The organism is Aquabacterium sp. CECT 9606 (genome assembly GCF_918741295.1).
In the GTDB taxonomy this organism is placed as follows: Bacteria; Pseudomonadota; Gammaproteobacteria; order Burkholderiales; family Burkholderiaceae_C; genus Aquabacterium.
The window spans coordinates 679628-706006 of the sequence record NZ_CAKKNB010000003.1 but is presented as its reverse complement, the minus strand read 5'-3'; the positions used below and the strand labels follow the sequence as shown (position 1 = coordinate 706006).

The 26379-nt window shown below is 62.1% G+C and carries 24 protein-coding genes and 1 pseudogene; 8 read left to right on the top strand and 17 right to left on the bottom strand.

Translation table 11 applies throughout. The features are described from left to right. Positions 1 to 14: 14 nt before the first annotated feature. Positions 15 to 872, top strand: coding sequence for a YgcG family protein (locus tag LQ232_RS15875; RefSeq protein ID WP_230181339.1), 858 nt, complete (start codon positions 15 to 17; stop codon positions 870 to 872). Between the two features lie 2 nt (positions 873 to 874). Beyond that, positions 875 to 1372 carry a TPM domain-containing protein gene (locus tag LQ232_RS15870; protein ID WP_230181337.1) on the top strand — a complete coding sequence of 166 codons (498 nt, stop codon included), beginning with the start codon at positions 875 to 877 and terminating at the stop codon, positions 1370 to 1372. Positions 1373 to 1406: 34 nt separating this feature from the next. Here LQ232_RS15870 and LQ232_RS15865 read toward each other — a convergent pair whose 3' ends face one another. The 7 genes from LQ232_RS15865 to LQ232_RS15835 all read right to left on the bottom strand — a co-directional run bounded on the left by LQ232_RS15865 (position 1407) and on the right by LQ232_RS15835 (position 10846). After that, positions 1407 to 2684 (bottom strand): NRAMP family divalent metal transporter, encoded by a 1278-nt coding sequence (locus LQ232_RS15865; RefSeq protein WP_230181336.1) that lies wholly within the window; start codon positions 2682 to 2684, stop codon positions 1407 to 1409. 34 nt (positions 2685 to 2718) lie between these two features. Continuing rightward, positions 2719 to 3846: a nickel/cobalt efflux protein RcnA gene (locus tag LQ232_RS15860; RefSeq protein ID WP_230181335.1), complete on the bottom strand. Its 1128-nt coding sequence runs from the start codon at positions 3844 to 3846 to the stop codon at positions 2719 to 2721. A 9-nt stretch (positions 3847 to 3855) separates the two neighbouring features. Beyond that, entirely contained in the window at positions 3856 to 4140 is a 285-nt protein-coding gene (locus LQ232_RS15855) for a metal-sensing transcriptional repressor (RefSeq protein WP_230181334.1), read from the bottom strand. Positions 4141 to 4216: 76 nt separating this feature from the next. Further along, a complete protein-coding gene (locus LQ232_RS15850; RefSeq protein ID WP_230181333.1) occupies positions 4217 to 7366 on the bottom strand; it encodes an efflux RND transporter permease subunit in 3150 nt (1049 codons plus the stop codon). Continuing rightward, positions 7363 to 9021 (bottom strand): efflux RND transporter periplasmic adaptor subunit, encoded by a 1659-nt coding sequence (locus tag LQ232_RS15845; protein ID WP_230181332.1) that lies wholly within the window; start codon positions 9019 to 9021, stop codon positions 7363 to 7365. Before LQ232_RS15845 ends, LQ232_RS15850 begins: the two co-directional genes overlap by 4 nt. A 20-nt stretch (positions 9022 to 9041) precedes the next feature. Continuing rightward, complete coding sequence (locus LQ232_RS15840; RefSeq protein ID WP_230181331.1) at positions 9042 to 10328, bottom strand: TolC family protein; 1287 nt, start codon at positions 10326 to 10328, stop codon at positions 9042 to 9044. Positions 10329 to 10456: 128 nt separating this feature from the next. Then, positions 10457 to 10846 (bottom strand): hypothetical protein, encoded by a 390-nt coding sequence (locus tag LQ232_RS15835; protein ID WP_230181328.1) that lies wholly within the window; start codon positions 10844 to 10846, stop codon positions 10457 to 10459. 199 nt (positions 10847 to 11045) lie between these two features. Between LQ232_RS15835 and LQ232_RS15830 the strand changes: the two genes are divergently transcribed. After that, positions 11046 to 11558: an aspartate carbamoyltransferase gene (locus LQ232_RS15830; RefSeq protein WP_230181327.1), complete on the top strand. Its 513-nt coding sequence runs from the start codon at positions 11046 to 11048 to the stop codon at positions 11556 to 11558. A gap of 21 nt (positions 11559 to 11579) precedes the next feature. Here the strand turns inward: LQ232_RS15830 and LQ232_RS15825 are convergent, their stop codons facing one another. Beyond that, entirely contained in the window at positions 11580 to 12590 is a 1011-nt protein-coding gene (locus LQ232_RS15825) for a catalase family protein (protein ID WP_230181326.1), read from the bottom strand. Between LQ232_RS15825 and LQ232_RS15820 the strand changes: the two genes are divergently transcribed. After that, a complete protein-coding gene (locus LQ232_RS15820) occupies positions 12589 to 12867 on the top strand; it encodes a hypothetical protein (RefSeq protein ID WP_230181324.1) in 279 nt (92 codons plus the stop codon). The genes LQ232_RS15825 and LQ232_RS15820 overlap by 2 nt on opposite strands. A gap of 147 nt (positions 12868 to 13014) precedes the next feature. Further along, positions 13015 to 13821: pseudogene (locus LQ232_RS15815) on the top strand (hypothetical protein). Positions 13822 to 14320: 499 nt separating this feature from the next. Here the strand turns inward: LQ232_RS15815 and LQ232_RS15810 are convergent. From LQ232_RS15810 to LQ232_RS15775, 8 genes are all read right to left on the bottom strand, one after another. Next, positions 14321 to 15634 (bottom strand): HAMP domain-containing sensor histidine kinase, encoded by a 1314-nt coding sequence (locus tag LQ232_RS15810; protein WP_230181322.1) that lies wholly within the window; start codon positions 15632 to 15634, stop codon positions 14321 to 14323. Beyond that, the gene (locus LQ232_RS15805; protein ID WP_230181612.1) at positions 15631 to 16293 is read right to left on the bottom strand and encodes a response regulator; all 663 of its coding nucleotides are present in this window, start codon (positions 16291 to 16293) and stop codon (positions 15631 to 15633) included. The genes LQ232_RS15810 and LQ232_RS15805 overlap by 4 nt, the downstream gene beginning before the upstream one ends. Positions 16294 to 16438: 145 nt before the next feature. Next, positions 16439 to 16690: a hypothetical protein gene (locus LQ232_RS15800; protein WP_230181317.1), complete on the bottom strand. Its 252-nt coding sequence runs from the start codon at positions 16688 to 16690 to the stop codon at positions 16439 to 16441. A 71-nt stretch (positions 16691 to 16761) separates the two neighbouring features. Further along, the gene (locus LQ232_RS15795; protein WP_230181316.1) at positions 16762 to 17601 is read right to left on the bottom strand and encodes a hypothetical protein; all 840 of its coding nucleotides are present in this window, start codon (positions 17599 to 17601) and stop codon (positions 16762 to 16764) included. A gap of 115 nt (positions 17602 to 17716) precedes the next feature. Next, the gene (locus LQ232_RS15790; RefSeq protein ID WP_230181315.1) at positions 17717 to 18460 is read right to left on the bottom strand and encodes a hypothetical protein; all 744 of its coding nucleotides are present in this window, start codon (positions 18458 to 18460) and stop codon (positions 17717 to 17719) included. A 79-nt stretch (positions 18461 to 18539) separates the two neighbouring features. Then, positions 18540 to 19316, bottom strand: coding sequence for a hypothetical protein (locus LQ232_RS15785; protein WP_230181314.1), 777 nt, complete (start codon positions 19314 to 19316; stop codon positions 18540 to 18542). 98 nt (positions 19317 to 19414) lie between these two features. After that, positions 19415 to 20011: an undecaprenyl-diphosphatase gene (locus LQ232_RS15780; RefSeq protein ID WP_230181313.1), complete on the bottom strand. Its 597-nt coding sequence runs from the start codon at positions 20009 to 20011 to the stop codon at positions 19415 to 19417. A 23-nt stretch (positions 20012 to 20034) separates the two neighbouring features. Beyond that, positions 20035 to 20496 (bottom strand): PepSY domain-containing protein, encoded by a 462-nt coding sequence (locus LQ232_RS15775; protein WP_230181312.1) that lies wholly within the window; start codon positions 20494 to 20496, stop codon positions 20035 to 20037. Between the two features lie 123 nt (positions 20497 to 20619). On the opposite strand from LQ232_RS15775, the gene LQ232_RS15770 reads away from it, so the two are divergent. Genes LQ232_RS15770 through LQ232_RS15760 form a run of 3 tightly spaced genes read left to right on the top strand, consistent with a single transcriptional unit; the run spans position 20620 to position 25749 of the window. After that, entirely contained in the window at positions 20620 to 21912 is a 1293-nt protein-coding gene (locus LQ232_RS15770; protein ID WP_230181310.1) for a hypothetical protein, read from the top strand. Beyond that, a complete protein-coding gene (locus LQ232_RS15765) occupies positions 21909 to 23189 on the top strand; it encodes a metallophosphatase family protein (protein ID WP_230181308.1) in 1281 nt (426 codons plus the stop codon). The genes LQ232_RS15770 and LQ232_RS15765 overlap by 4 nt, the downstream gene beginning before the upstream one ends. A gap of 52 nt (positions 23190 to 23241) precedes the next feature. After that, positions 23242 to 25749: a DNA repair protein gene (locus tag LQ232_RS15760; RefSeq protein ID WP_230181306.1), complete on the top strand. Its 2508-nt coding sequence runs from the start codon at positions 23242 to 23244 to the stop codon at positions 25747 to 25749. 93 nt (positions 25750 to 25842) lie between these two features. On the opposite strand, the gene LQ232_RS15755 is transcribed toward LQ232_RS15760, so the two are convergent. Further along, positions 25843 to 26226 (bottom strand): hypothetical protein, encoded by a 384-nt coding sequence (locus LQ232_RS15755; RefSeq protein WP_230181304.1) that lies wholly within the window; start codon positions 26224 to 26226, stop codon positions 25843 to 25845. Between the last annotated feature and the right edge of the window lie 153 nt (positions 26227 to 26379).

The window sequence follows — 26379 nt, the reverse complement described above, 5'->3', positions numbered from 1 at the left end:
CCAAGGCACGCTCGATGAGGCCGGTCAGAACGGCGCTGCTGGCCTGCGCGCTCGCCTGGTCGTTTGTCGCGGCGGCGCAGGTGCCGGTTCCGGCCTTGACGGGGCATGTCACCGATCAGACCGGTACGCTCACCGCTGAGCAAAAGGCTGCCTTGGAGCAGACATTGGCCACGTTGGAAGCGAAGAAGGGCAGTCAACTGGCTGTGTTGATGGTGCCATCGACAGCCCCTGAAGAAATCGAGCAGTACGCCTTGCGTGTGGCCGAGCAGTGGAAGCTGGGACGAAAGAAGGTTGATGACGGGGCCATTCTCGTGGTCGCCAAAAACGACCACGCCGTGCGCATCGAGGTGGGATACGGTCTGGAGGGCGCGCTCACCGATGCCACCAGCAAACGGATCATCAGCGAGACCCTCTTGCCGCGGTTCAAGCAGCAGGATTTCTACGGTGGCATCACCGAAGGCGTCGGGCAAATCATCAGCGTTGTCAATGGTGAGCCTTTGCCTGAGCCGACGCAAAGGCCCGATGCGGGCATGGGCGATGTTCGGCAATACACCCCGCTCATCTTCATTGCGGCCCTGGCCATCGGGGGTGTGCTGCGCGCCTGGCTGGGCAAGGTGCCTGGGGCCTTGGTCACGGGCGGGGCCGTGGCAGCGGTGGCCTGGTTTGTCTCCAGCGCACTGTCCATTGCTTTGGGCGCGGGCCTGATGGCCTTGTTCGTCACCTTGCTCGGTGGTGGGATGATGGGCATGCGCGGCGGGATGGGGGGAATGGGCGGCTACTACGGTGGAGGCAGGGGTGGTTCTTCTGGTGGCGGCGGGTTCAGCGGCGGCGGTGGTGGATTTGGCGGCGGCGGCGCCTCGGGGAGGTGGTAACCATGAAGATCAAACGCATCGCAAGGCATGTGCTGATGACGCACGCGCAAGTCAGACGCTCGTTTCCGGCCAGCGCCTTGAAAAACATTGAGCATGCGATCAAGGCCAGCGAAAACTTGCACCAGGGCGAAATCCGCTTCGTCGTGGAGGCCGCGCTGGATGGTTTGCCACTCTTCAAAGGGCAGTCGGCCAGAGAGCGTGCGATGGACGTGTTTTCGCAATTGGGCATCTGGGACACCGAACACAACAACGGCCTGTTGATCTACCTGCTGATGGCCGACCGTGCCGTTGAGATTGTGGCGGACCGAGGCATCCACGCGAAGGTCGGCCCGCATGAGTGGGGAACCATCTGCCATCGGATGGAAGTGGCCTTCAAGCAATCAGACTTTGAAAGTGGCGTGCTGGCTGGGGTGCAAGCGGTGACGCAACATCTGGCAGCGCATTTCCCTGCTCAAGGGCCCAGCAGGAATGAGTTGCCCAATGCGGCTGTGGTGCTTTGATCGCCATGTTGGCCAAGATGTCAGCGCAGGTCAGCTAAAAGCTGGTAAAAAGCATGAAGCCGACGGCCAAGCCCATCACGATGGTGGCGGCCCACCCGAAAAAGCGATGCCGTGGACTGATGGTCAGCGCGCCCATGATGCGGTGGGATTGGCCGATCCACATCATGACCACCATGATGGGTACCGAAATCACGCCATTGACGATGGCGCTCCAGACCAGGGCCTTGATGGGGTCTATCTCGAACATGCTCATCAGCGTGCCGATCATGGTGGCAGCGATGATGATGAGGTAGAAACCGCGGGCTTCGCGAAAGCCACGTGAGAGCCCCGCCTTCCAGCCGAACACCTCACTGACCGCGTAAGCCGCTGAACCGGCCAGCACGGGCACGGCCAGCAGCCCGGTGCCGATGATGCCAAGCGCGAACACCGCGAATGCAAATTCGCCAGCCACGGGTCGCAGCGCCTCGGCGGCCTGCGAGGAGGTCTGAATGTCGGTGATGCCGTGCATGTTCAAGGTCACCGCGGTCGAGACCACAATGCACAAGGCGATGACGTTGGAGAAGATCATCCCGATGTAGGTGTCCTGTTTGATGCGCCAAAGATGTTCTGCCGCATATTCAGGATGTGCACGCAACTTGGCGGCTCCCGGGCGGCGGCGGTTGTCCTCGGCCTCTTGCGAGGCCTGCCAGAAAAAAAGGTAGGGGCTGATGGTGGTGCCCAGCACAGCGACCACCATGGAAGCGTATTCATTGGGCGAAACACCCTTCGGGAAATAGGCCCAGGGTGCCAGGCCTTCCTTGATGACCTGCCGCCAGGGCACCGACACCGACAGGATCACGGCGACATAAGCGAACAGGGCGAACGTGAGCCACTTGAGGATCCGCACGGTTCTCTCGTATGAGAAATACACCTGGCTGAAGATCGACAGCAGGCCAAATCCCACGATGTACGGCGCGGCATGCCCGCCTGCGAGCAGGCGCACCGCTTCGCCCATGGCGCCGATGTCGGCTGCGATGTTGATGGTGTTGGCCACCACCAAGAGCGCTACCAAGCCGAGCGTCAGCCAGCGTGGGCACATCTTGGCGATGTTGGCGCCAAGTCCCTCGCCAGTCACCCATCCAATGCGTGCCGACAGCATCTGGATGCCGATCATCAAGGGCGTGGTCAGCAGCAGTGTCCAGACCAAGCCGAAGCGGAACTGGGAGCCCGCCTGTGAGTAGGTGGCAATGCCACTGGGGTCATCGTCTGCGGCCCCGGTGATGATGCCCGGGCCTAAGCGGCTCGCGAGGTCGTTCGGGGTGGGCGTATCCATGTCGATGTTCCAGGTAAGGGGCAAGCGATGGGAACTAGATGACACCCGCCAAGTGGAGTGCATGCAAGCCCTGGTAACCGACATACAGCCCGACCAGGATGATCAGCGCGCTTGAGGCATAAGGGGCGCGGCGTGCAAATGTGCTGAAACCGGACCAGCGGCTGGAGGCATGTCGCACACCCAATGCGGCCACGGTACCGGCAGCCACCATGGTGATGGCCAATCCGATGCTGAAACAAAGCACAAGCGATGCGCCGAGTGTGAAGCGTTTGAGTTGCAGGCACAACAGCAAAACGGTGATGGCGGCGGGACAAGGGATCAGCCCGCCTGTCAAACCAAAGCCGATGATCTGGCTGGTGGTCACCTTACCGCCGGAGAACCGGCGCTTGATGTCATTGGCATGGGCGCGTTCGTGCGCGTCCTGGTAGCCGGGAGCGGACACATCAAGGCCGTGATCCTCCGCGTGCACGTGGTCGTGCCCATGCTCGGTGAATTCCACGTCGTAGTGATGGGCGTGATCCCCGTGTGAGATCGAAAGCCTGACCATGAATTCATGAGGCTCGGCAATCTCATCCACAGACTCAAGATAAGCCCCGTGGCTGACAAGAGAAAATGCCTGACGCTGTCCGTTGCCTCGTTCCGTTTCAATGCTGACGCGCTGGCCTGGCGGCACGGTGGCCTTGCCATCGAACCGGACGCGAAACCGCGGGGGCACCCCATCTTCAAAGACCTCCAGGTCGACGATGCCGTGTCCGGTGTCGATGCGGCGCTTTTCTTCGCCATGTCCGTGATGGTGGCCCGCGCTCTCGATGCGCTCAAGCTGCTGCTCTCGGTGGGTTCGCCACAGCATCCACAACGCGATGGCGATGATCAAGGCGGACGAGGCGACTTGAAAATAAGGTTCGGTCGCTTCTGCGTTCCAACCCTGCCCGAGGTACAGACCGCCCATGGCGACCAGCCAAACAACGGCGGTGTGCGAGATGGTTGCCGCCAGCCCCAGCAACACGGCCTGCCCAACGGTGCCACGAACGGCCACGATGAAGGCCGCCATCATCGTTTTGGAATGCCCCGGTTCAAGGCCGTGCAAGGCACCCAGCAAGATGGCAGAGGGGATGAAGATCCAGGCATTGCCGGACTGGAGGAGTTGAGCGAAGTCTTGCAAGGGCTGTTCCTACAAATAGCGGGTGATGGCTTTGAACGCGTCGATGGGCGCACGCGCTTCTTTGCCGCTGGCGCCGACAGCGGCGTCGAGGCAGTGATCCAGGTGGTCGTGAATGAGCGCCTTTTTGGCTTGATGCACAGCGCTCTCGACGGCGTGGAGTTGCTGCGCCAGATCGAGACAAGGCCGCCCTTCTTCAATCATCTGGATCACCTTTTGCAGGTGCCCGGTGGCACGGCGCAGTCGTTTGACGATGGCCGGATGAGACTGATGGGGAGGGTGAGCGTGGTCCTTCATGATGGCATTGTATCCCCCAGGGGAGGATATGACATTGCTTTCACCATGGGATACCGACTGGGCAGCCCGAAGCTCGTCATTCGCTTGGAGGTCTTAGGGTGGAGGGTTTTCGCCGACGTCTCATCAGCAGGTAAACGGCCGGTATCACGAACATGGACAGCAAGGGCGCCGTGATCATGCCGCCCACCATGGGCGCGGCGATGCGCTGCATGACCTCTGAGCCCGTACCCGTTCCCCACATGATCGGGAACAGGCCAGCCAGGATCACCGCCACGGTCATGGCCTTGGGCCGCACGCGCAGGACGGCCCCTTCGCGGACGGCATCCAGCAGGTCCTCGGTCGTCACCTCGCCGCGTTCAATGCGCTCGTTCCAGGCGCTCTTGAGGTACAGCAGCATGATCACGCCGAACTCGGCGGACACGCCCGCCAAGGCGATGAAGCCCACGGCTCCGGCCACCGACAGGTTGTAGCCCAGCAGGTAGAGCAGCCAAATGCCGCCGACCAGGGCAAAGGGCAGGGTGGCCATGATGAGCGCCGCCTCGTCGAAGGCCCCGAAGGTCAGGTACAGCAGCACGAAGATGATCAGCAAGGTGAAGGGCACCACGATCTTGAGCTTGGCCGTGGCCCGCTCCAGAAACTCGAACTGGCCTGACCAGGAGACGGAGTAGCCGGGCGGCAGTTTGACCTTGGCTGCCACAGCCTTTTGCATGTCCTGCACGGCTGAGCGCAGATCACGCCCCCGGATGTCCACATAGACCCAGCCCGACAGGCGGGCGTTCTCGCTGCGCAGCATGGGCGGGCCATCGGTGATGCGGATGTCGGCCACATCGGACAAGACCAGTCGCTGGCCACGTTCGTTGACGATGGGCAGGGTGCGCAGCTTCTCCAACGAATCGCGCGTTTCCCTCGGATAGCGCAGATTGATGGGGAAGCGCTGCAGGCCTTCCACCGTCTCGCCGATGTTCTCGCCGCCCACGGCCGAACTGATGACGGACTGCACGTCGGCGATGTTCATGCCAAATCGTGCTGCCGCATCGCGACGGATGTTGACATCCACATAGCGCCCACCCGTCAGGCGTTCGGCCAGGGCGCTGCTGACGCCCGGTACGTCCTTGAGCGCACGCTCGATCTCGCCCGTGAGTCGGTCGATGGTGGCCAGGTCGGTGCCCGCCACCTTGACGCCCACCGGGCTCTTGATGCCGGTGGCCAGCATGTCGATGCGGTTGCGGATCGGCGGCACCCAGATGTTGGCCAGGCCCGGCACCTTGACGATGCGGTCCAGCTCATCAATCAGCTTGTCTTGCGTTATGCCAGGGCGCCATTGGTCCTTGGGCTTGAACTGGATGGTGGTCTCGAACATCTCCATGGGGGCGGGGTCGGTCGCGGTTTCGGCACGGCCTGCCTTGCCATACACGCTGGCCACTTCGGGTACGGTCTTGATCAAGCGGTCGGTCTGTTGAAGCAACTCGCCTGCCTTGCCAGCGGACAAGCCCGGCAAGGCCGAGGGCATGTAGAGCAGATCACCTTCATCCAGCCGTGGCATGAACTCGCCACCGATGTGCTGCAAGGGCCACAAGCTGAGCACCAGCAGCACGGCGGCCACGACCAGTGTGAGCTTGGGGCTGCGCAAGACGGCGTTCAGAAGTGGTCGGTAGAGTGCGATCAGAAAGCGATTGAGCGGATTGCTCTGCTCACTGGGGATACGCCCACGTATCAGGTAGCCCATCAGCACGGGGATCAATGTGATGGACAAGCCTGCGGCGGCCGCCATGGCGTAGGTCTTGGTGAAAGCCAGGGGCGAGAACAGGCGCCCCTCTTGCGCCTCCAACGTGAACACAGGCACAAAGGACAAGGTGATGATCAGCAGCGAGAAGAACAAGGCGGGCCCGACCTCGGCGGCCGAATCGCCAATGACTTTCCAACGCTCGGCGCCTTCCAGGGTTTGATCGGGATGCGCATGCGCCCAATGCTCCAGGTGCTTGTGTGCGTTCTCGATCATCACCACGGCCGCATCCACCATCGCGCCGATGGCTATGGCAATGCCGCCCAGCGACATGATGTTGGCGTTCACTCCCTGGTAGTGCATGACGATGAAGGCGGCCAAAATGCCCAGTGGCAGCGAGATGATCGCCACCAAAGCTGAGCGCAGGTGGAATAAAAAGACGAAGCACACCACGGCCACCACAGCGAACTCTTCGAGCAGCTTGTGCGAGAGGTTGTCTACCGCACGCTCGATCAGGCTGGAGCGGTCGTAGACCGGTACGATCTCCACACCCTTGGGCAGGCTGGCTTGCAGCGTCTTGAGCTTGGCCTTCACCGCCGCAATCGTCTCCAGCGCGTTCTTGCCTGAGCGCATCACTATGACGCCGCCCGCGGCTTCACCTTCGCCATCCAACTCGCCGATGCCCCGGCGCATCTCAGGCCCGATCTGGATGCGGGCCACATCACCCAGGCGCACCGACACGCCTGCATCCGTGGTCGTCAAAGGCACTTGCCGAAAATCATCCAGCGATTGCAAATAACCCGAGGCACGCACCATGTACTCGGCCTCGCCCAATTCCAGCACCGAGCCGCCCGCTTCCTGGTTTGCTTTCTGGATGGCCTCGACGACCTTGGTGTGCGGGATGTTGTAGGCGGCGAGCTTGTCCGGGTCGAGCACGACCTGGTACTGGCGCACCATGCCGCCGACTGATGCGACCTCGGCCACATTGGGCACAGTCTTCAATTCGTACTTGAGAAACCAGTCCTGCAAGGCACGCAACTGGCCCGCGTCCTGCGTGCCGCCATGGTCCACCAACGCGTACTGGTAGATCCAGCCCACACCAGTGGCGTCCGGCCCGAGCGAGGCCTTGGCGCTGGCGGGCAGGCGAGACTGCACCTGATTGAGATACTCCAACACGCGTGAGCGGGCCCAGTACAGATCGGTGCCATCTTCAAAGAGCACATAGACGAAGGAGTCGCCAAAGAACGAGTAGCCCCGCACCGTCTTGGCGCCCGGTACGGACAACATCGTCGTGGTCAGCGGATAAGTCACCTGGTTCTCAACGATGCGTGGTGCTTGACCCGGGTAGGTGGTGCGGATGATGACTTGCACATCTGACAGATCAGGCAGGGCATCCAATGGCGTTCTCAACACCGAATACACACCCCAGGCGCTGAGCATCAGCGTGGCCAGCAGCACGAGGAAGCGGTTGGTGATGGACCACCTGATCAGTCGGGCGATCATGGTTGGCTCCCCGCTTTGCCCGTGTTGTTGGCTTTGGATGCGGTTGATGGCTCAGGCGCCATGGGCGACAGGCTGGTCAACTGAGGCATGCCATCGGCGTCCATGTAGAACTCGAAGGTCACCCGGTCGCCCGCTTCCAGGTTGCGAGGCAAGCCGCCTTTGAGCGGCACCTTGAAGTCCATCGTCATGGCACCCCACTTGAGCGAGGCAATCGGACCATGCGACAGCGTGATGGCATCGCGGCCGATGGCCTCGACCTTGCCTTCCCCCTGATGCCGCGGCGCGGTGTTGGCCACTGTGGGCACCGGTGCATTGTTCAAGCGCGCTTCCACGCCCTTGAGGCTGGCTTCCGAGTCGATCAGGAACTGTGAGGACACCACCACACGCTGGCCCGCATCCAGGCCACGCTTGACCTCTGTTTGACCATTGCTCTCGATGCCGGTCTGGACCTCGACCGCACGGAATCTCCCCTTGTCCTCGGCCAGCATCACCACCGTGCGTTTGCCGGTCTGGATCACAGCCTCGGTGGGGATCAACAAGGCCTTCTCGGCGCGCATGTCCATGAACTGCATGGTCACGCTCATGCCGGGCACCAGATGGGCGCCAGGGTTGCTCAACTGCACGCGTGCCTTGAGGGTGCGCGTGCCAGGGTTGACCTCGGGTACCAGGGCCTGCACCGTGCCCTCAAAAGTGGTCCCGGGCACAGCCGGGCTGCGGGCCTGGACCTTGGTGCCAGGGCGCAGTTGTGCCACCTGGCTCTCCGGCACTTCGGCATTGGCCCAGACCGTGGACACGCCGTTGATGCGCAGCAAAGTGCCCCCAGGCATCATGGACATGCCCTCGCGCGCCATTAGTTCGCTGACCACACCGCTGATCGGTGCCACCAGGGTGATCCGCGCTTGGGTCTTGCCCGTTCGCTCAACGCCTTTGATCTGCTCGTCGCTCATGCCGACCTGGCGCATGCGCTGGCGGGCGCCATCGACCAGGCTGCCCATGTCGGCGCCCTGCATACCGCGCACGGACAGGAACTCTTCTTGCGCGGCCACCCAGTCGGGCACATAGAGATCGGCCAGGGGCTGCCCCTGTTTGACCGGATCCAGCGTGGCACGCACGTACAGTCGCTCGACATAGCCGGTGGCCCGCGCTTGCACCACGACCTGGTCGCGTTCGTTGTAGGCGATGCTGCCCCCGGCCGAGACCTGGGGTGACAACACGCCTTCGGTGACCTCTGCGGTGCGCAAGCCCAGGTTCTGCTGGATGCGAGAGCTGACGATGACCTTGCCCTGGTCGCCGTCGCTGTCTGCATAGACCGGCACCAGCATCATGTCCATGAAGGGCGACTTGGCGGGCTTGTCGAACTTGTTGCCCGGCACCATGGGGTCGTGGTAGTACAAGACCTTCTTGCCGGTGGCCGGGTCCGTGTCGCCAGCCTTGATGCCGTTGGCGATGTGTCGCCGGGTCGCGTCCTCGCCTTCGGCAATGCTTTGTGGCAGGGCTTGCGTGGCATTGGTCTCGGTGGAGGGCTGGGCTGGGTGCTGCGCAGAGGCCGCGCTCATGCCCATGCCGTTTTTAATGCCCAGGGCATACAGGCCGTAAGCGGCTGCGCTCAGCGTGGAGGCGGCGATCAGGGCGATCACCAGTGTTTTGAATTTCATGTGGGTCTCCATCGCGGCGATCAAGGACGGGGCGCGGCCACGTCGTGCTCTGCCGGAATCAGGTAGTTGAGCTGGGCCCAGATGCGGGCGGTTTCCATGTCGAGTCGCAGCCGGTCCATCCGGGCGTCCAGCTCCATGCGGCGAGCCTCCAGCACGGAGGCCAGCGTGCCACTGCCGCCTCGGTATGCAGACAAGGTGGCGCGCGTGCGCTCGGCCGCCAGCGGGATCAGGTTGCTGTCGTAGCGGCTCAGTCGATCACGGCCGCTTTGCCAGCTTTGCAGCATGGCCGTGACCTGAGCGAGGTGTTCCCGCGTCGCTTCTTCGCGTTGGGCTCGCATCTGCTCTACCGTGGCCAGCTTGGCGGCCAACTCGTGGTCCTGGCGGTTCCTCTGATCCCATTGCAAGGGGACCGAGACGTTGAACGAGGCCATGTTCGAATAGCCCGGACCACGTTGGCTGAGCATCAACTCGACGCTCCAATCGGCTTGTTTGTTGGCCCGCGCCACGTCTGCATCGGCCTGGGCCATTTCTTCCTGCTTGACCATGACGGTGATGTCGGGGTGAGCGGCGAGTTCGGTTTCCAGTTCAGCCTGGTGCAGGTGAATGTGGTCTGTGTCGGGCGCATCGCCCAGTGGCGTGTCTGAGGCTCCACCTGTCCACCGGGCCAGTGCGGTCTTGGCGATGGCCACCTCGCGTGTGGTTTGGACGATGCGGTCATCGATTTGGGCGAGCTCAGCGCGTGCGGAGAACACATCGGCTTGCGATCCTCGTCCACCTCGGTAGGCGGCCTCGGCAGCCTCGATCTGAAGTCGAACTTCATCGCGCTGCGCCTTGACCAAGGCCAGCATGCGCTCCTGGAAATACCGGTCCAGCCAGGCCAAGGCGGTGTCGCGTTGAAGTTGGGACAGGGCCAAGGCACGGCTGGCCTCGCTGGCCTGGGCTTCCCGCTCAAAACGCCTGGACCGTGCCAGACGTTTGTCCTCGCGGGTGAACTCCTGCATGACGCCCACCGACCGCATGGTCATGAAGTCGCGCGTCACGCTGAAGCGTTCGGGCCCATCGATGGGCAGGTTGTTGATGCCCAGCGTCAAGGTGGGATCGGGCCGCTGGCCTGCTGCAACGGCCATGTCCCGGGCCGCGGCAACCGCATGGTCCTGTGCGACCAACTGGCGGGACCGAGCTTGCGACAGGGCAAGCGCCTGGCCGAAGTCCAAAGGAGGCTCGGCGTGGGCGTTGAAGGCCCAGGCGCTGCCTGCCAGCAGAAGGATCGCGCCCCGCAGGGCTAGGGGCAAAAAATCGGTGAACATGAGGTCTCCAAATCGAAGCGCAAAGGCGCGCCTGCTGACGGGCGTGCGAACAGGGTTCAGGCACGCGGCAGCGCGACCGTGGCGTCCGAGTGACCAGTAAGGTCCTCAACGCCGCGTCGTTTGGAAGATCAAATTCGGAAGCAGCAGTGGAGTATCGACAGGGGCGGAGGCGCCGGGTCGGGGCGCAGGCCCGTCGTCAGCGCCCGCCATGAGGGCTCTGAAGCGCCAGCTGTCTGGTCGACCTGGTACAGGCTGACCAGCAGCACGGCGGGCAAGCTGGGCAACTGCGTGTGGTCGCTCTGCTGACCCTGGTGGCAATGCTCGGCACAGAGGTTGGCGAAGGTCTTGTCAGGGTAGCCTGACATCTGTTCGCAGTTGACCATGCCTTGCATGGCGCTGGCCTGCGCGGCGCCCTGGGCCGAGGCACCGGGGCAGGCGTAGGCCGCGATGCTCATTTGCGCGAACAGCATGATCCCGACCATCAGTCGGCAGATCATTTGTTTGAAGTCGCGGGTCATGGGCGTGTGGTCGAGTGGGGCATTGAGGGGCAGACAGCTGCGAGCCATCATACCGTTTGTAACTTTAGTGGTGGGCGTGCCTCCTTGTCAACGAAAGCGGGTGCGGAACACGCCAGAAGCGGAACTTCGCTGCGAACGGCATGTCATACGGAGCCAGAACTCGGCGGCGGGATCAGCCATTCACACAAGGCAGGAACACATGAAACAACTCGGCATCATCTCAATGGGCGTGGCGCTGTGGACGGCGGCCATGGGGGCCGCTGTCGCGCAGATCCCCACACGGCAAGAGGTCGTCGCCGAGCGCGGCGCCGACGTGATGCCCTTCAGCTTGAAGGCCACGACCCATGTTTTCACCAAAACGGAGACGGGCGGCGTGCAAAAAGTGATCGCCAAGAATCCCGACGACACAGTGCAGGTGAGGTTGACGCGGGAACACCTCAAGGACATCGCGGACCAGTTCGCCAAAGGCGACTTCTCCGGGCCGTCTCACATTCATGGGGCGGACATGCCCGGACTGGCCGACCTTCAAAAGGCTGGTCGGTCCGACATCGCGATCCAGTACGCCGATGTGCCTGCGGGCGCGCAGGTCACTTACGCGACCAAGGATGCGAAACTGGTGGTGGCCCTGCACAGGTGGTTCGATGCACAGTTGTCGGACCATGGCAGTGATGCGATGCCCGGACATGATCATTCCAAGCACCACACCCATTGAACATTTGAAGCCCGGTTCGCGTCACTCCACCTTTGCGCCCGGCTCGACCCGTGGTTGTCCATTGAGCCGATGGCGCAGGGTAGAGATGGTTTGGTAGACATTCTTGCGAACGCGCGAGATGCCTCCCAGCGGCCGGTGCGCCTCGACGGCATGCCATGGGCTGAAGGAACGCACCTCGCAGGCTTCACCTTGTTCTGCCGTTTGCGGCGTGATGTCGATCCGGGCGACCTTGGTGAAGGGTGCCGACTTCTCATCCCATTCGACCGTGGGGTCCTCGATGGGCATCTCGCCCGGGCGGTCCCGGGTTTGAACCATGAAATCGAAGCAGGCCGCCTTGGAGGCCAGTTGGCCCTGGACGTTGTCTCTCAGCCGATCTCGTGAGGCGGATGCTTCCACGAACGTGCTGCCCACGCAGGGCATGGCGGAGAACTTCATCTGCTCGGTGCCCAGTTTGGAAGGGGTCATGCTCCAGTAACGGGCATTGAGCGGGTTGCTCACCTCCTTGTTTCGAATCGCCAGGGCGATCCTGGTTTCGTGGAACAGGTGCCCGATGAACCATCCTACCGAGCGCAGCGTGCCGCCATCGATCGCCCGTTGGAAACCGACATAGTCCGAGGCGTTGCGCACGAAGAAGACGGGATGGTTGATCATGATGAAATCCTGGGTCTGGGCCGATGCTTCGTCTTCCAGAAGCTTCTTGCCGGGCACCCCCATCAACTTGACGGCCATGCCCCGTGCGTCACCGGTGCGATCGTCCTGGCTCTGGCCCGATCCGTTGGAGAAACGAACCACCGCCGGGTAGCTGCGCGGGGTGGCAAACAGGCCCTGAGAGAGTTTTGGGGGAAGGGTGTCCAGCACGGTGAAGGTGGCTTGAACACAGCCATGCGCCTTGCGGTGCGCGTCCCTGACGGCATGGCCGGTCTGGTCGAAATCCGCCTGGACTGACGACTTGATCAGGTCGACCACGGCGGCAATGTCGGCCGGTTCGGTGGGCGGGACCACTTCACCATCTACCGAAGTCTCCGACGCCATGCAAGTCAGCGGTCCCCAAAGCATCGGGATCAGCCAAACCAAACGTGATGGTCTTCTGGAAGTCCGGGGCGATCCCGACAAGCTCGAACGGTTTGCCTGGGCCATGATCGATTTCTCCGATGAAGTGAAATTGCGTGTGAATTCAGATCGCGTTACAGGGCAGTCAAGTCGGCTCTTGGATGGGCGGTCCGAAACCCCTTTTATCCATCGTATTCCTTTGGTTGGCGATCTGCAGGGAGGCCCCACAGCACTTCGGTCAATAAATGCAGGCGTTTGATCCTTGACCAGGATGAAGGCATGCAAGTGGCTCGGGCGACCGGGGCGCGCGAAGGCGGGTTGACGACGTGGCGAGGCGCGAGAGCATGAAGCATCGACTGTTCATGAAGGAGCGCAACATTCCGAATCCATCGTCGCTGTCCAAGGCATGCCGACCTTGCTCGGCCAGGGCCCCGCCCTAATCCCCATCGGCGGCAAAATCCGCGCCGGAATCAAGGTCCTCGCCCGCAAAGCGGCCGAGCAACCGCAGGCCCAGGGGATCTACGACCAGGGTGCGGAGGCGGGCGACTCTTTCGACCAGATCGAGCGAGCCATCGTGGGCGCTTTGCCGCAGCTCAAGACGCCCTTGATTCCCTGCAACGTGCCGTGGTTCACGGTGCGGGCGCAGGACTTTCCCAGCGACGAGATTGCTCGGCAGATCCTGCAGGCCTACGGCGAAGACCGGGGTGACGGACATCACCTCTATCGCTTCCCCATTGTCTTTCCGGCTGACCAATGGCAGACCGTGATGCCGTATGAACTGGCTGCCTGGGGCGCCCAGGACAAGCGCTACTGGTCGCTGTATTCCGCCGATGGTCGCGTGCGGCATTGCATTTTCCACGCGCCGGTGCCCATGGACAGCACCGGGCGGCGCTCGAGCCGCATCTTCGGGGGCCGCAAGACGGTACTGCGCGAAAAAAATGGTGGCATCTGCGATGCTGAAGCCTGCATCGACTATCAGTAGCGGCGCTGCAACCTGACCGGGCGTGCCCTGTTCTTCATCCCGTGCATCCGGTCTATCAGTGCGTTTGAGTTGCCAACCACCAGCTTCTACGCCATGAACGGGGCGATCCAGCGGTTCGAAACCATCGGCTTTCTGCGAGGTGGCCGCATCTCCGGCTTCCTGGATCGCCAACGCACCCCGTTCTACCTGAACAAGTGTTTGATGGAGGTCGCCCACATCGACGAGACGTGAGGCGCCTGGCCGACCATTGTCCGGTGCTGATGCTGCAAAAGGCACGTACTCGCATGAACCGCCTGGCACCTTGTCGGTTTTCAAGTCGCTGGGCGGGCACTATCCCGTTCATGTGGCATACCGGATCGGGCAGGCGGCACTCATGCCGAATGGCGGTTGGCAGGTTTCAGGGTGGCGCTTTGATGGGCTTCCCGCTGGGCTCATGGCCCTGTTCAGTTGCGTGCCGACTGTGAACAAGGCTGCTGTGGCGGCCATGGTGGGTGCGGGGGCTGCAGCGGAGGCCGTAGGTGAACACCTGGTCACATGCTGGCTGGGTTTGCCGAAAGGCACCGAGGGGATCAGGCCTTGGGGGTGCCGTCCACCGGTGTGTCGCATGGCGCTGTCTTTGGCTGCTTGAGCGAGCATGGTGTGCCCATGGCGGAGTCAACCACGAGTTCACCACCGGCGCATTGTTTGCAGCTGAAGCCCAGGCCTTCATGCTGGGGCATATCCACCGTCGTTAGGCCTCAATGCGTGCCAGCCTGCAGCAAAGCGTGAATCGACATCCGCTGACCCCCAAAGGCCCTGGCCCCAGATCGACCGTGCCTCCCATGCGGTCAGCAATGGCCTTGACGATGGCCAAGCCCAACCCAGTTCCTTCTTGGTCACTGTCTGCGGCCCTGTAGAAGGGGGCGAATACATGGGGCAAATCGTCGCGCGGTACGCCCGCGCCGTTGTCGTCAACAAGCAAGGCCATGTGGCCGTTGCTGGACGTCACGGCGATGTCGATCTGACCACCATCTGCCACGTGTCGAATGGCGTTGGATAGCACGTTGGTCAGCAAGGTCCGCATCTCGAAAGGGCTGCACAAGACCTGGCAAGGCTGAGCTTGTGTCAACCCGATATCGATGTTTTTTGCGATCGTCAGTGGGAGCAAATCAGCGACCACTTCGCGCACGACTGCCATCACATCACAAGGTTGAACTGGAGGGGCGTCAACCTGATCTTGAATCCTGGACAGTGACAGCAGTTGCTCCAACAAGCCTTTGGTCCGCTTGAGTCCACTCTGGAGGGCCTGCATCCGCTCGTTTGCCTCGCCCTGCGCGATGATGGTTGACAGGTTCTCCGCCTGGATGGACAAGGCCGCAATCGGCGTGCGCAACTCGTGTGCCGCATCGGCGATGAAACGCCGCTGCTGCTGTTGCGTTTCTCTCAAGCGTTGCATCATGGCGTTGACAGACGCCACAAATGGCAGGATTTCGACGGGTACCCCCTGGACAGGCAGCTTGATGGGGTTGAGCGAATCCGCTTGGTCCAGCATCTCCCCCATCTGGCGAACAGGCGCAAGCGTGCGTCGGATCACGATGGTCAGCAGACCAATCAGCACGGGGATCAACGTCAGCAATGGCAACAAGGTTTGCAGTGCGCTGTGCCTGGCAATTTCGTCCCTCACCTCCGTGAGTTGTCTGGCGACCACCTTGCGGCCATCGGGCAGCACCTGCAATGCCGCGCGCCATTCATTGCCATCGAAGAAGATGGTGCTGAGCCCGTGGGAATTCGATGCCTTCAGGTCGACCGCTTTTGTAAATGGCCCGGACACTTCAACAATGGTTTGGTCTTCTGGATCAACCACAGGTTCATTGGGAGTAGCCACGGGACCAGAGGGTGGGGCATTGCGGGCCACCAGATAGGCCACTTGCTGGAGTTGGGCGTCCTGCAACTCATGGGCATCCCCGTATGACTGAACATAGGCCATGCTGGCGGCCGCCAGGCCACCCAGGGTCACCAGGATCGTGATGTATCGAGCCAGACGGCCCTGCAGGGATGGGTTCATTGGCATTTGTCGACCATCCAACCCAGGCCTCTGATGTTTTTGATCACGGCCGCGCCAAGCTTCTTCCTGATGCCATGAATCAGCACCTCAGCTGCATTGCTCTCGACTTCTTCGTTCCAGCCGTAGATGCGATCCTCCAGTTCGCTGCGGGACAAAATGGCGCCCGGTCGCATGATCAGTGCTTGCAGCAGTGCGAATTCACGTGCACTCAATCGGGCCTCGTTTTGCGCGTACACGGCCACGCGCGTTGACAAGTCCAATGACAAGGTGCCGTTGGTGAGCACGGTGCTCGCTGCACCGGCTTGCCGGCGACCCAAGGCCCGCATGCGTGCCAGCAATTCGCTGATCTCAAAAGGTTTGACCAGGTAGTCGTCAGCGCCAGCGTCAAGGCCTTGCACGCGGTCACTGACCGCATCGCGGGCAGTCAAGATCAGCACAGGCAAGCCCAATCCGTTGAGGCGGGTGTGCTTGAGGACTTCGATGCCATCCTTGCGGGGCAAGCCCAGGTCCAGCAGCATCAGGTCGTAGCTCTGGGTGCTGATGGTGCTCATTGCGGTCACGCCGTCACGAACCCAATCCACCGCGTAGGCTGCGTCCTTGAGCGCCAACGCCACGGCTTGCCCGATCATCGGATCGTCCTCGACCAGCAGCACGCGCATATTCAGGCCTTCCAGTTGATAGCAGCGATGCACGATGGCTCAGCCAGAGGATGTCGCCGCTTCGCTGATGTTTGTAGATCGAGACTTGCAGAATCCACGGGTTGGGGATCGATGGCGTGATGGGATGGCATGGCGTGCGCTGCTATCAAAAAGGTTTGACGATGCCGATGGACAGTCCATCCTTGAACCCAGACGGCGCCATTGTGCTTGCCCCACGGTTCAAGTTGTTGAATCCGTAGGTTCGGATCGTGTAGGCCGTTTTGGATTCCGTGGTGTATTGAAGTCCATAGCTCAGGTAGATCTCGCGCTTGGTTCCGCCCAAGCCATCGTGAGAGTTGAATACTTTGACGCCGTTCTTCTTCGCGAAGTAGAAGTTCAAGTCTGTCAGGAAGCTCAAACCAGGCTCCGTTTCACTGCCAATGAAGTGGAATTTGTTGCTCCACATGAACCCCAACAAAGGTTGATAGGTCAACAAATTGGGACCGACTCGGTTTCCGGACAAGAAGATGACATTGTGCAGATTGGATGCCACCCTGTCGTTGTGGATGGAAATTCGAAAGTCAAGTCCCATGTCGAGTTGATGCTGGATGGACTCGTTTTCTTCAGCGGCGTAGATGCTGCTGGTGTCCTGTGGCACATACCGCGATGATGACGCAGCGCCTGGGCAAAATCAACGTACAAGCCCACGCCGGCCTTCGAGATGCCGCGATCGTTGTAAAAGTTGTAGATGGAGTGAGCGCTCCCTCGGATCTCCTGCAGCCCCGGCCTGCTTGTGTTTTGGGTTGATTCTGTTTTCCCCACGATGAGCGACGCATTGAAGTCTGTGTCCACCTGTGGGAAATCTCTCAGGTGGAAGTCTCCCCCCATGCCCAGCGTCAAGACCGGGTGAAGGATGGCATTGCCCATGCCTGCAATTTGGCCGGCCCCCAATTTGAGCTCAACCTTTCGGTTGGTGAACCCGGTATCTGCTGGGGTGATGGCTGAGGGTGCCGGTGCGGGGGCGCCAAGCTTTTCAGTTCCTGGCGCTGACTCAGCAAGGAGCATTTTGCTGTTGACTGGGATGCGCACTTGAACGACGGTGTGATCGCTCCTTTCGATGGCGATGTCATACACGCACGGCTGTTCAGCACACGACAATTCAGCTCTGGAAGCGGTGCCAGCTTCTCGGGCCTCTGCCAGCTTGATGGCTGTGATCAAGGTGGTGGTCTGGCCGTCAGCGGCGTACCCAAGCGCCGATTGAGCCAACGTCAATGCGACCAAGGAATTTCTGAACGCAAATGGGGTGCGGTGTGGGTGTGGTACTGCCATGTTTGTATGTCGAGATCGCTCACGCTGGAGCCGTTTGAGAACAGTTGAATGAGGCGCAATGTCCTGGCCAGTGCATGTCGGGCCCGGTTGAAAGTGGGGCCGCGGGGCATGGGGCTCAAAGTCGGCGAGCGCGCCACTTGCCGATGTGGCCATGAGAGATCGCAAAGCAGGCACCCAGCAAGGCGGCCAGCACCAGGGACGAGCCAACGGTTCCAAAATTCAGTCCCCCCTTGTCCAGAGGTTTGGTCAAGAGGTCGCCGAAGGTCGCGCCGAATGGACGTGTCAGCACGAAGGCGATCCAGAAAAGCGCAACCTTGTTCACCTTCGTGAAATGGTTCGCTGCGGCCACGGCAGAGATCAAGCCGCCTATCAACAGCGCTCCACCCATGAAGCCCAGGCCCGAGTCATCGGCGAGGAAGTCGCCCAGCGCCGTGCCCAGGGTGTTGGACACCAGGATGGCCGCCCAGTAAAGCAACTCGGCGCGTTTGGTTTGGATGTTGTCAACCGCCAATGATTTTTCAATCAGGCGCCAGGCGGTCAATATCAGGACCAAGCCTGACATCAGCAGTAGGGAGCCCTTCGCATAGCCCAAGCCCAGCGAGCGGTCCATGAAGTCCGACATGGTTGTGCCCGCCGTGCTGGTGGTCAGGATCACCGTCCAGTACAGCAGGGGGTGAAACCTGTCCGTCTTGATCTGGAACAGCAGGGAGACGAGAAAGCAGGCCATGAGCAAGACCGAGCTGATGGCGTAGCCGACATGCAATGTCATCGAGAGCAGATCACCGGCTGTCTCACCCAGCGTGGTGGCGCAGATCTTCATGATCCAGAAGGAAAGGGTAACTTGGGCAACTTTGTTCATGGCGTGACGATGTTGGGTCGGGGGCAGTGGTGCGCATCGGCCTGATGCTCGAACGCTGAGCGCGGCGTGTGTGATGTCTTCAGGCCTGCCCATTGGGCTGTTGTGACCTCATCGAGAGGTAGGCGATGGCGCCGGTGATGGCGATGGCAAAGACGACGCTGGTGGTGACCGTGCCCAGCCCCAGTCCACCATTGGCCAGGGGTTGTGAAAGGAGGTCACCACAGGCGGCACCCAAGGGCCTGGTCAGGACATAGGCCACCCAAAAGCAGGCGATGGCATTGGCCTTGAGCACCCACCTGGCCAGTGCCGTGACGGCAATGGCTGCTGCGAACAGCAATGTGGCATTCCGATAGCCGAGGCTCAAACCTTCGGCAAGCCAGTCGCCTGATGCCGTGCCCATGGCGAAGGTCACGAAGATGGCTGCCCAGTAAAAGAGTTCGCGTTTGACGCTGTCGATGGCATGGATGGACAGCGTGCGTTCCTGTCGATACCAGATGGCAAAGGTGCACAGCAAAGCCAGCCCGAACCCGAGTGTGGATGCGGACAGGGGGATGCCCAGTGTGTCGGTCATGATGTCTGTGACCAGGGTGCCAAATACGCTGAACAAGGCCACCGAGACCCAGTACAGCCACGGGATGTGGCGCGGCGCACGGATTTGGGCAAACAGGGCCGCTGCGAGCAAGGCGCCGGTGACCGTTGCGGTACCTTCCAGCCCGAAGCTCAGGTCGGTTGAGAGGAAATCGGCTGCCGTTTCCCCAACGGTGGTGGACATCATCTTGATGAGCCAGAAAATGGCCGTCACCATGGGGACCTTGTTCAAGTGACGCAGAGTCGGTGTGTGTGAGGCTGAATGCATGATTTGTTCGTGCAGAGGTATACGCCGGGGCGTCATTGGGTGTGATCTTGTGGTGCCAGACTTAGCGTTGACTTAGCACCTGTACATCCGTGCAGCTCTCAAGGCTCAAGCCAACCCTTTCGAATGAGGGGGCCCAGCAAACGGCGGTGGATGGGCATCAGCCTCTCCAAGGCTGTTGTGATCAAGGCGCCTGCTTTGTGGTGAGTCAGCCATGCCGCCAATGACGAGACACACACGGCGCCCAGCATGTCCAGGGGAAAGTGAACACCAAGGTAGATGCGGGCCCACGCCATGGGTATACCGATCAGTCCAGCCAGCATCCCGAGGCGGCGTGTGCCTTCATTCAACATGAAGCTGAACGCGACAGACCACCACAACGTGAGGTGGTCACTGGGAAAAGAGCTGTCTGGCACATGGCTGATCAGCGTGTGTCCAAGCCCCAAAACAAAAGGCCGGGGATGCGTCCATGTCAGGCCAATCAACTGGTTGAGCAGCAAGCCAGCCAATCCAGCAATGCTTGCTTCAAGCATGAGCCTTCGCAAGGGTGGCTTGCCGCGCATCCAGCCAAGCACGAGCGTGCCTGGCACCAGCCAGATCGCGTGTTCGCCGAGCAACAGGGCGAGCCCCGTCACCCAAGCTGGCGAGTCAGTCTGAGCGTTGAGCGTCAGAAACAGCATGTTGTTGAGGGATTCCACAGGCGCTCCGACTTGGCTTGGGATCACTCGCGCTCGTCTTCGTTGTCTTCGCGATCCTCAAGGTCACGCGTGACCGAAAGCACCTTGCCGTTGGCTGGATCGACCATGACGTCCAGTGCTTCGCCTGCCTTGGCCACCTCGACCGTGAACACCCAGTGCCCTTGACGATCACGCTCAAAATCTGCATGGGTCGCCTTGCTGCCTGGCGTGGATTGCTCTGCGGCAGCGATGGCTTGGCCGAGGGTCAGCTTGGCCTGGGTGATTGCCTGAATGACTGCTTCGATGTGACCGGCTGCATAGGCCGCTGTCGCAGCCAGACCTGTGATGACGGTGATTCCGAGCAAGGCGAACTTGTGTGTGGTCAGCATGGGATTCTCCAATTGAGGTCCGCCAAAGGTTGGCGTGGGTTCAATGTAGAAACCCAGACTTATCAGAGAATTAGCTTGATACGCGTTGGCATCCGACGTGTGCAGCGCAGCGACCACGTCACCACGTCACCACGTCACCAGGTCACACTCGTCGCACCGGGGTCCAGGCCGAAACAGGGCTTGACGCGCCATGAAGGCGCGAGAGCATGAACCATCGCATGTTCATGAAGGAGCGACACCATGGTCAAAGCAACCATCACCGTCCAAGGTGGGACAGCAGGGCTGCCGACCTTGCTCGGGCAAGGCCCCGCCCGCATCCCCACAGGCGGCAAGATCCGCGCAGGCATCAAGGTGCTCACCCGCAAGGCGGCGGAGCAACCCCAGGCCCAACGCCTCTACGACGAGGGTGTTGAGGCCGGGCAGTCCTTTGACCAGATCGAGCGCGCCATCGTGAGTGCGCTGCCGCAGCTCAAGTCACCGCTGATCCCGCGCAACGTGCCCTGGTTCACCGTACGGGCACAAGACTTCCCCAATCCCGAGACTCCCAAGCAGATCCTGCAGACCTATGGCGATGACCGTGGTGAAGGCCTTCACCTCTACCGCTTCCCCATCGTCTTCCCGTCCGACCACTGGCAAACCGTGATGCCGCATGAACTGGCCGCCTGGGGCGCCCAGGACAAGCGCTACTGGTCGCAGTATTCCGCCGATGGCCGCGTGCGGCATTGCGTGTGCCACGCGCCGGTGCCCATGGACAGCACCGGGCGGCGTTCGATCCGCATCTTCGGGGGCCGCAAGACGGTGCTGCGCGAAGACAACGGCGGCATCTGCGAGCCAGAGGCCTGCATCGACTACCAGCAGCGGCGCTGCAACCTGACCGGGCGTTTCCTGTTCTTCATCCCCGGTATCCGTTCGATCAGCGCCTTCGAGTTGCCGACCACCAGCTTCTACGCCATGAACGCGGCGATCCAGCGGTTCGAAACCATCGGCTTTTTGCGAGGTGGCCGCATCTCCGGCTTCCTGGACCGAGAGCGCACGCCGTTCTACTTGACCAAACGCTTGATGGACGTGGCGCACATCGACGAAAACGGCCAGCCGACCCGCGTCTCCCAGTGGATCATCGAACTGGAAGCCCCGGTCGATGTGACCGCGCTCCTGCGTGACAGGGAGGACGAGGACACCACCATCGTTCATGCCCAACTGGCCAGTCAGGTGCTGGAAGGTTTGCCCCGCGCGAGCCTGGATGCGGGCAGCGGCCCGGATCAACCTGCCACGCAGGTGGCGCCGGTTGAAGTGCGCATGAAGGAGGGCGAGCCCAACCTGGACAAGTTGCTGGCCAGGGCGCAGGACTATGAGATCGCGCCCGACCAGTACCTGGCATACGCCGATCAACGCTGGGGCCTGGGCTGGAAGATCAACCCCCATGGCCGACGCCGGGCATGGGATGAACTGGAGCGTTACTGCAATGACCCGCAGGGCTACCTCGACAAGATCGAGAGCGAACTGCACCTGACCCGAGCAGGAGAACGGCCATGATCCGCATCGCCCATTTCTCCGACCTGCACTACGGACCCAAGAACCTGGCCGAGGCCGACCGCTGCTTCGGTGCGGCCATCGACCAGGCCATCGCACTGGGCGTGCAGGCCGCCGTGCTGTCGGGCGACTCAACCGACCACGCGCTGGACCTGCACTCGCCCGCTGCTGAACGCTTGGTCGCGCAGGTACGGCGGCTGGCCGATCACTGCCCCGTGCTGATGTTGCAAGGCACGTTCTCGCATGAGCCGCCCGGCACCTTATCCATCTTCAAGCTGCTGGGTGGCCGCTATCCCGTGCATGTCGCAGACCGGATCGGGCAGGTCGGCTTGATGCCGCAGGGCCGGTGGCAGGCATCCAGCGGTTGGGCGTTCGACGGATTACCCCAGGGCATGCTGGCCTTGTTCAGTTGCATTCCCACGGTGAATAAGGCGGCTGTGGCGGTCACGGTCGGGGCCTGCGCTGCGGCCGAGGCCGTGGGCGAGCAACTGTCGGCCTTGCTCGCAGGCTTGGCGCCCAACCATCGAAGGGCCAAGGCGCTGGGTGTGCCGTCCATCGGTGTGTCGCATGGCACGGTGTTTGGCTGCCTCAGCGAGCATGGCGTGCCAATGGCTGGGTTCGATCATGAGTTCACGACGGGTGCGTTGTTCGGCGCAGAGGCCCAGGCCTTCCTGTTGGGGCACATCCATCGGAATCAGGTCTGGGATGGTGAAAGCCGAGCAGGGCGACAGCGCATTGCCTACGCGGGCTCCATTGGTCGCTTCCACCATGGGGAGGATGGAGAGAAGGGCTTCCTGCTGTGGGAGGTGGATGCCGCGTCGGCACTCAGCACCCTGCATGCAACGCCTGCTCGCCGAACGGTGGACATCTTCTTCGAAGGCAAGCCCGACCTAGACGCGCTGCGCAAGGCCATCGTCGAGCAGAGCATTGCCGGGGCGCATGTGCGGGTGCGGTGGACCGTGGCGGACGAGGATCGGCATGGGGTCAACCGCGAGGCCATCCAGCAAGCGCTGGCCGATGCGGTGGACATCAAGCTGGAGGGGCGCATCGTGCCTGTCATGCGAACGCGTGCGGCGGGCATTTCACAGTTGACCAGTCTGGCGCAGAAGGTCACCGCTTGGGCGCACGTGACGCAGGCTCATTGCGAGCCCTTGTTGGCGTGTCTGGCCGACCTGAGCAGTGCTCAGCCCGTTGAGATTGCCGACCGGGTGCTTTGTCCGGTGGTGTCGGCACCGCTGGATGAGGACCTGTCTCGACAGACCGATGAGGTCCTGGCTTGACAGGGCCCGGTCGTGCCGGAGACTGGTATCAATCTCTCGCTGGAGCATCACCATGCAACCACTATCGCTGACCCTCAAGGGCTTTCGCGGCATCCGCAATGGCCTCGGGCGGGATGTCCTCTCGCTGGACTTTGAACGCTTGGCCGACGACGCTGAACTGATCGCCATCGCGGGTGCCAACGGGCGTGGCAAAACCACCGTGATGGACAACATGCATCCCTACCTCACGATGCCATCACGCGCGGCCTTGGGCGGCCCTGGTGGCTTTTCCTACTACGACCATGTCTGCCTGCCGGAGAACGAAAAGCACCTGACCTGGGCACATGGCAGCCGCTGCTATCGCTCCCAGGTGGTGATCCGCCTCAACGGTCGGCGCAAGACGGAGGCTTACCTCCATGTGCTCGATGACGCGGGCCGATGGTCGCCCGTTCGCCTGGATGATGGCCTGGTGTCCGACGGCAAGGTCGAGACCTACGACCGTTGCGTTGAAGCCATTTGCGGCAGCGCCGACACCTTTTTCACCTCGGTCTTCTCGGCGCAAGGCAAGCGTCAACTCAGCACCTACCGCAACGCCGAGATCAAAACGCTGTTGTCCGACCTGCTGGGCCAGGACGAGATCCGGGCCCTGGGCCAGAAGGCCAGCGAGACGGCCAAGCTGCTCAAGGCCGGGCTGCTGGTGATCCGGCAGGAACTGGCCGGGCTGGACGCCGAGCAAGCACGCATTGCTGCAGGGCAGCAGCGCTTGCATGGCGCCTCGGCCCGCGTGCGGCAGGCGCTGGCCGACCGCCAATCGGCACAGGTGGCGCTGGATGCCGACCGGTCTCACCACGCCCGCCTGGTGGCAGAGCGGGGCCAGGCCCAGTCCACCGATGCGCGACGCGCGCAGTTGCTGACCGAGCGCAAGGCCCTGATCGACACGGGCACACAAACCATCAACGCGCTCAAGACGCAGGAGCAAGGCGAGGTGCAGCGGCTTGATCGGCTTGACCAACGCGTGACGACACGGTTGGCGCAAGAGCGCAACCGGCGTGCCGTTCTGGCCGCATCACGCCGCGACTGCCTGGCGACGCTCGCCGTGAGGGATGCCGTGCGGCGGGCAGGCGTCCGTCTGCCACTGGCCGAGCAGATGCTGGCCTTGCGTGACGCGAGGATCGCCGCTTGTCGCCAGCGCGTGGCGCAACTGACCCATTGTCAGGGGGCTGAGCGGCTGTTGATGCAAAAGCTGGCGAACATCGAGCAGGAAGCGGGCAGGGCGGTGCTCAGGGCGCAGGAGTTGGCCCATCGCTTCGGCCTGGTGGGCGAGGTGCCTTGCGTCGGCACCGATCTGCAAGGCCAGTGCAAACTGCTGGGCGATGCCCGGGAAGCCCGGGCGCTGATTCCCAGCGCGAGGGCTCAGATTGCGGGCTTGGCGGCTGACAAGGCCATCGTGCTGCAAGAGCTTGATGCGATCCGCAAGCAGCGCGATGCGTTGTCATCGGCACCGCAGGCCCTGATCTGGGCCGAGCACCGCGTGGCGGCGGCCCGGACTCGGGCGTCTCGGTTTGCGATACTGGCGGCCAAGTCCGTTCAGATCGACCAAGCGCTTTCGTCCTTGCTGGCGATTGAAGCGGAACTGGCGGCCCTCGGACCAGATCCTGAGGGCACCCATAGGTCGGAGACGGCCGACGAACAGTCGGAACGCCAGCAGATTATGTCGGGACGGCAGCACATCACCGAACAGTTGGCCCAGCAGGCACAGCATTTCCGGGACGCGCTGAATCGCCTCGATGGTGTGCTGGCGGCATTGCCCGCGCCCTTTGACTCGCCTCAGTTGGAAGCGGCCGCCCAGATACTGACCCGCTCCGGCCTGGCCGTGACGGCTGCGGAGCAGTCCCATCTGGTCGCTGAGCGAGACGCCCAGACGCTGGTCGGCTTGACGGAGCAGGCCCAAGCACTGGTGGCCCGGCGGGCGCTAATCGAGGCGCGCATGTCCCGCGTCGAGGACAGCCTGGGCGCCTGGAACCTGTTCGCACGCTGCATGAGCAACGATGGCCTGATCGCCCTGGCCATTGATGATGCGGGACCGGCCTTGTCGGGCCTGGCCAATGACCTGCTGCTGGCCTGCTACGGCCCGCGCTTCACGGTGTCCATCCTCACACTGGTGGAGACCGGCAAGGGAGAGCAGCGCGAAGGCTTCGACATCCTGGTGCATGACGGCGAGTCGGGCGACAGCAAGAGCGTCGGGCTGATGAGTGGCGGCGAACGGGTCTGGGTCAACGAGTGCCTGACCCGTGCTGTGGCGCTCTACCTGGCGCAGCATTCGGGCCGGTGCTACGACACCTTGTTCTCTGACGAGGCCGATGGCGCGCTCGATCCTGAGCGCAAGCGGATGTTCATGGCCATGAAGCGCGAGGTCTTGCGCCTGGGTGGCTACCGGCGCGAGTTCTACGTGTCGCAGACCCCGGAGTTGACCGCCATGGCCGATGTGGTGATCGATCTGGATGCGATGGTCTCTGATGGCTCAATCATTGAGCATGGCGCCAGATCAGAGGGTGCCACTGCGAGACAGGCCGCAGCGTAGCCTGGGCGCACCAAGAGGCATGAGCATGGCTTGTGGTGCGTCCTGCTGGCAAAGGAAGGGGTGGGGCAACCAACCCTTCCTCGGACGATCACATTACGCAGCCTTGGGCTTGGCCTTGGCCTGACGCTTCGGCGTTTTGGTTGTCGCTTCCGGCTCAACCGAGACCAGCGGCTTGGCGGCTGTCTTTTCTGGCTTGGCGGCCTTCTTCACAGCGGGTGCCTTCTTGGCGACCTTGGCCTTCTTGCCGGCTGGCGCGCGGCTCAGCTGGATGGCTTCGACTGCGGCGATGAATTCTTTCCAGCTCAGCTTGATGCCGTTGGCCGCGCCGACCTTGCCCTTGCACCAGGTGATGCCAGCGCGGGCAATGATGATGTCACCCAGTCTGGCGCCGTCTTCCTTTTCTTCGCGGACTTCAATTTCCATCCCGTTGTTCTTGAGTTCGATGTCTGCCTTGATTTCTTTGATTCGCAACTTCATGGGGATTTGTACTTTCATTTTTTGGCCAGAATTGGCGGCCCGAGGTTAACAAGGAAGACGGACGATCTTCACCGGGTCAACGATAAAGATGCAGCAGCCAAAGAAAGAGCGCCGACCATGAGGTGCGGCGCTCTGTGAGGGCGTATGGACTGT

Coding starts and splice junctions, on each gene's coding strand:
- LQ232_RS15870 (WP_230181337.1), top strand. CDS start 875: ATGAAGATCAAACGCATCGCAAGGCATGTGCTGATGACGCACGCGCAA.
- LQ232_RS15795 (WP_230181316.1), bottom strand. CDS start 17,601: ATGGCAGTACCACACCCACACCGCACCCCATTTGCGTTCAGAAATTCC.
- LQ232_RS15840 (WP_230181331.1), bottom strand. CDS start 10,328: ATGTTCACCGATTTTTTGCCCCTAGCCCTGCGGGGCGCGATCCTTCTG.
- LQ232_RS15790 (WP_230181315.1), bottom strand. CDS start 18,460: ATGAACAAAGTTGCCCAAGTTACCCTTTCCTTCTGGATCATGAAGATC.
- LQ232_RS15875 (WP_230181339.1), top strand. CDS start 15: ATGAGGCCGGTCAGAACGGCGCTGCTGGCCTGCGCGCTCGCCTGGTCG.
- LQ232_RS15765 (WP_230181308.1), top strand. CDS start 21,909: ATGATCCGCATCGCCCATTTCTCCGACCTGCACTACGGACCCAAGAAC.
- LQ232_RS15865 (WP_230181336.1), bottom strand. CDS start 2,684: ATGGATACGCCCACCCCGAACGACCTCGCGAGCCGCTTAGGCCCGGGC.
- LQ232_RS15770 (WP_230181310.1), top strand. CDS start 20,620: ATGGTCAAAGCAACCATCACCGTCCAAGGTGGGACAGCAGGGCTGCCG.
- LQ232_RS15855 (WP_230181334.1), bottom strand. CDS start 4,140: ATGAAGGACCACGCTCACCCTCCCCATCAGTCTCATCCGGCCATCGTC.
- LQ232_RS15845 (WP_230181332.1), bottom strand. CDS start 9,021: ATGAAATTCAAAACACTGGTGATCGCCCTGATCGCCGCCTCCACGCTG.
- LQ232_RS15755 (WP_230181304.1), bottom strand. CDS start 26,226: ATGAAGTTGCGAATCAAAGAAATCAAGGCAGACATCGAACTCAAGAAC.
- LQ232_RS15805 (WP_230181612.1), bottom strand. CDS start 16,293: ATGCGCGTGCTGCTGGTCGAGGACGATCCGATGATCGGGCAAGCCGTG.
- LQ232_RS15830 (WP_230181327.1), top strand. CDS start 11,046: ATGAAACAACTCGGCATCATCTCAATGGGCGTGGCGCTGTGGACGGCG.
- LQ232_RS15835 (WP_230181328.1), bottom strand. CDS start 10,846: ATGACCCGCGACTTCAAACAAATGATCTGCCGACTGATGGTCGGGATC.
- LQ232_RS15820 (WP_230181324.1), top strand. CDS start 12,589: ATGCAAGTCAGCGGTCCCCAAAGCATCGGGATCAGCCAAACCAAACGT.
- LQ232_RS15825 (WP_230181326.1), bottom strand. CDS start 12,590: ATGGCGTCGGAGACTTCGGTAGATGGTGAAGTGGTCCCGCCCACCGAA.
- LQ232_RS15785 (WP_230181314.1), bottom strand. CDS start 19,316: ATGCATTCAGCCTCACACACACCGACTCTGCGTCACTTGAACAAGGTC.
- LQ232_RS15760 (WP_230181306.1), top strand. CDS start 23,242: ATGCAACCACTATCGCTGACCCTCAAGGGCTTTCGCGGCATCCGCAAT.
- LQ232_RS15810 (WP_230181322.1), bottom strand. CDS start 15,634: ATGAACCCATCCCTGCAGGGCCGTCTGGCTCGATACATCACGATCCTG.
- LQ232_RS15850 (WP_230181333.1), bottom strand. CDS start 7,366: ATGATCGCCCGACTGATCAGGTGGTCCATCACCAACCGCTTCCTCGTG.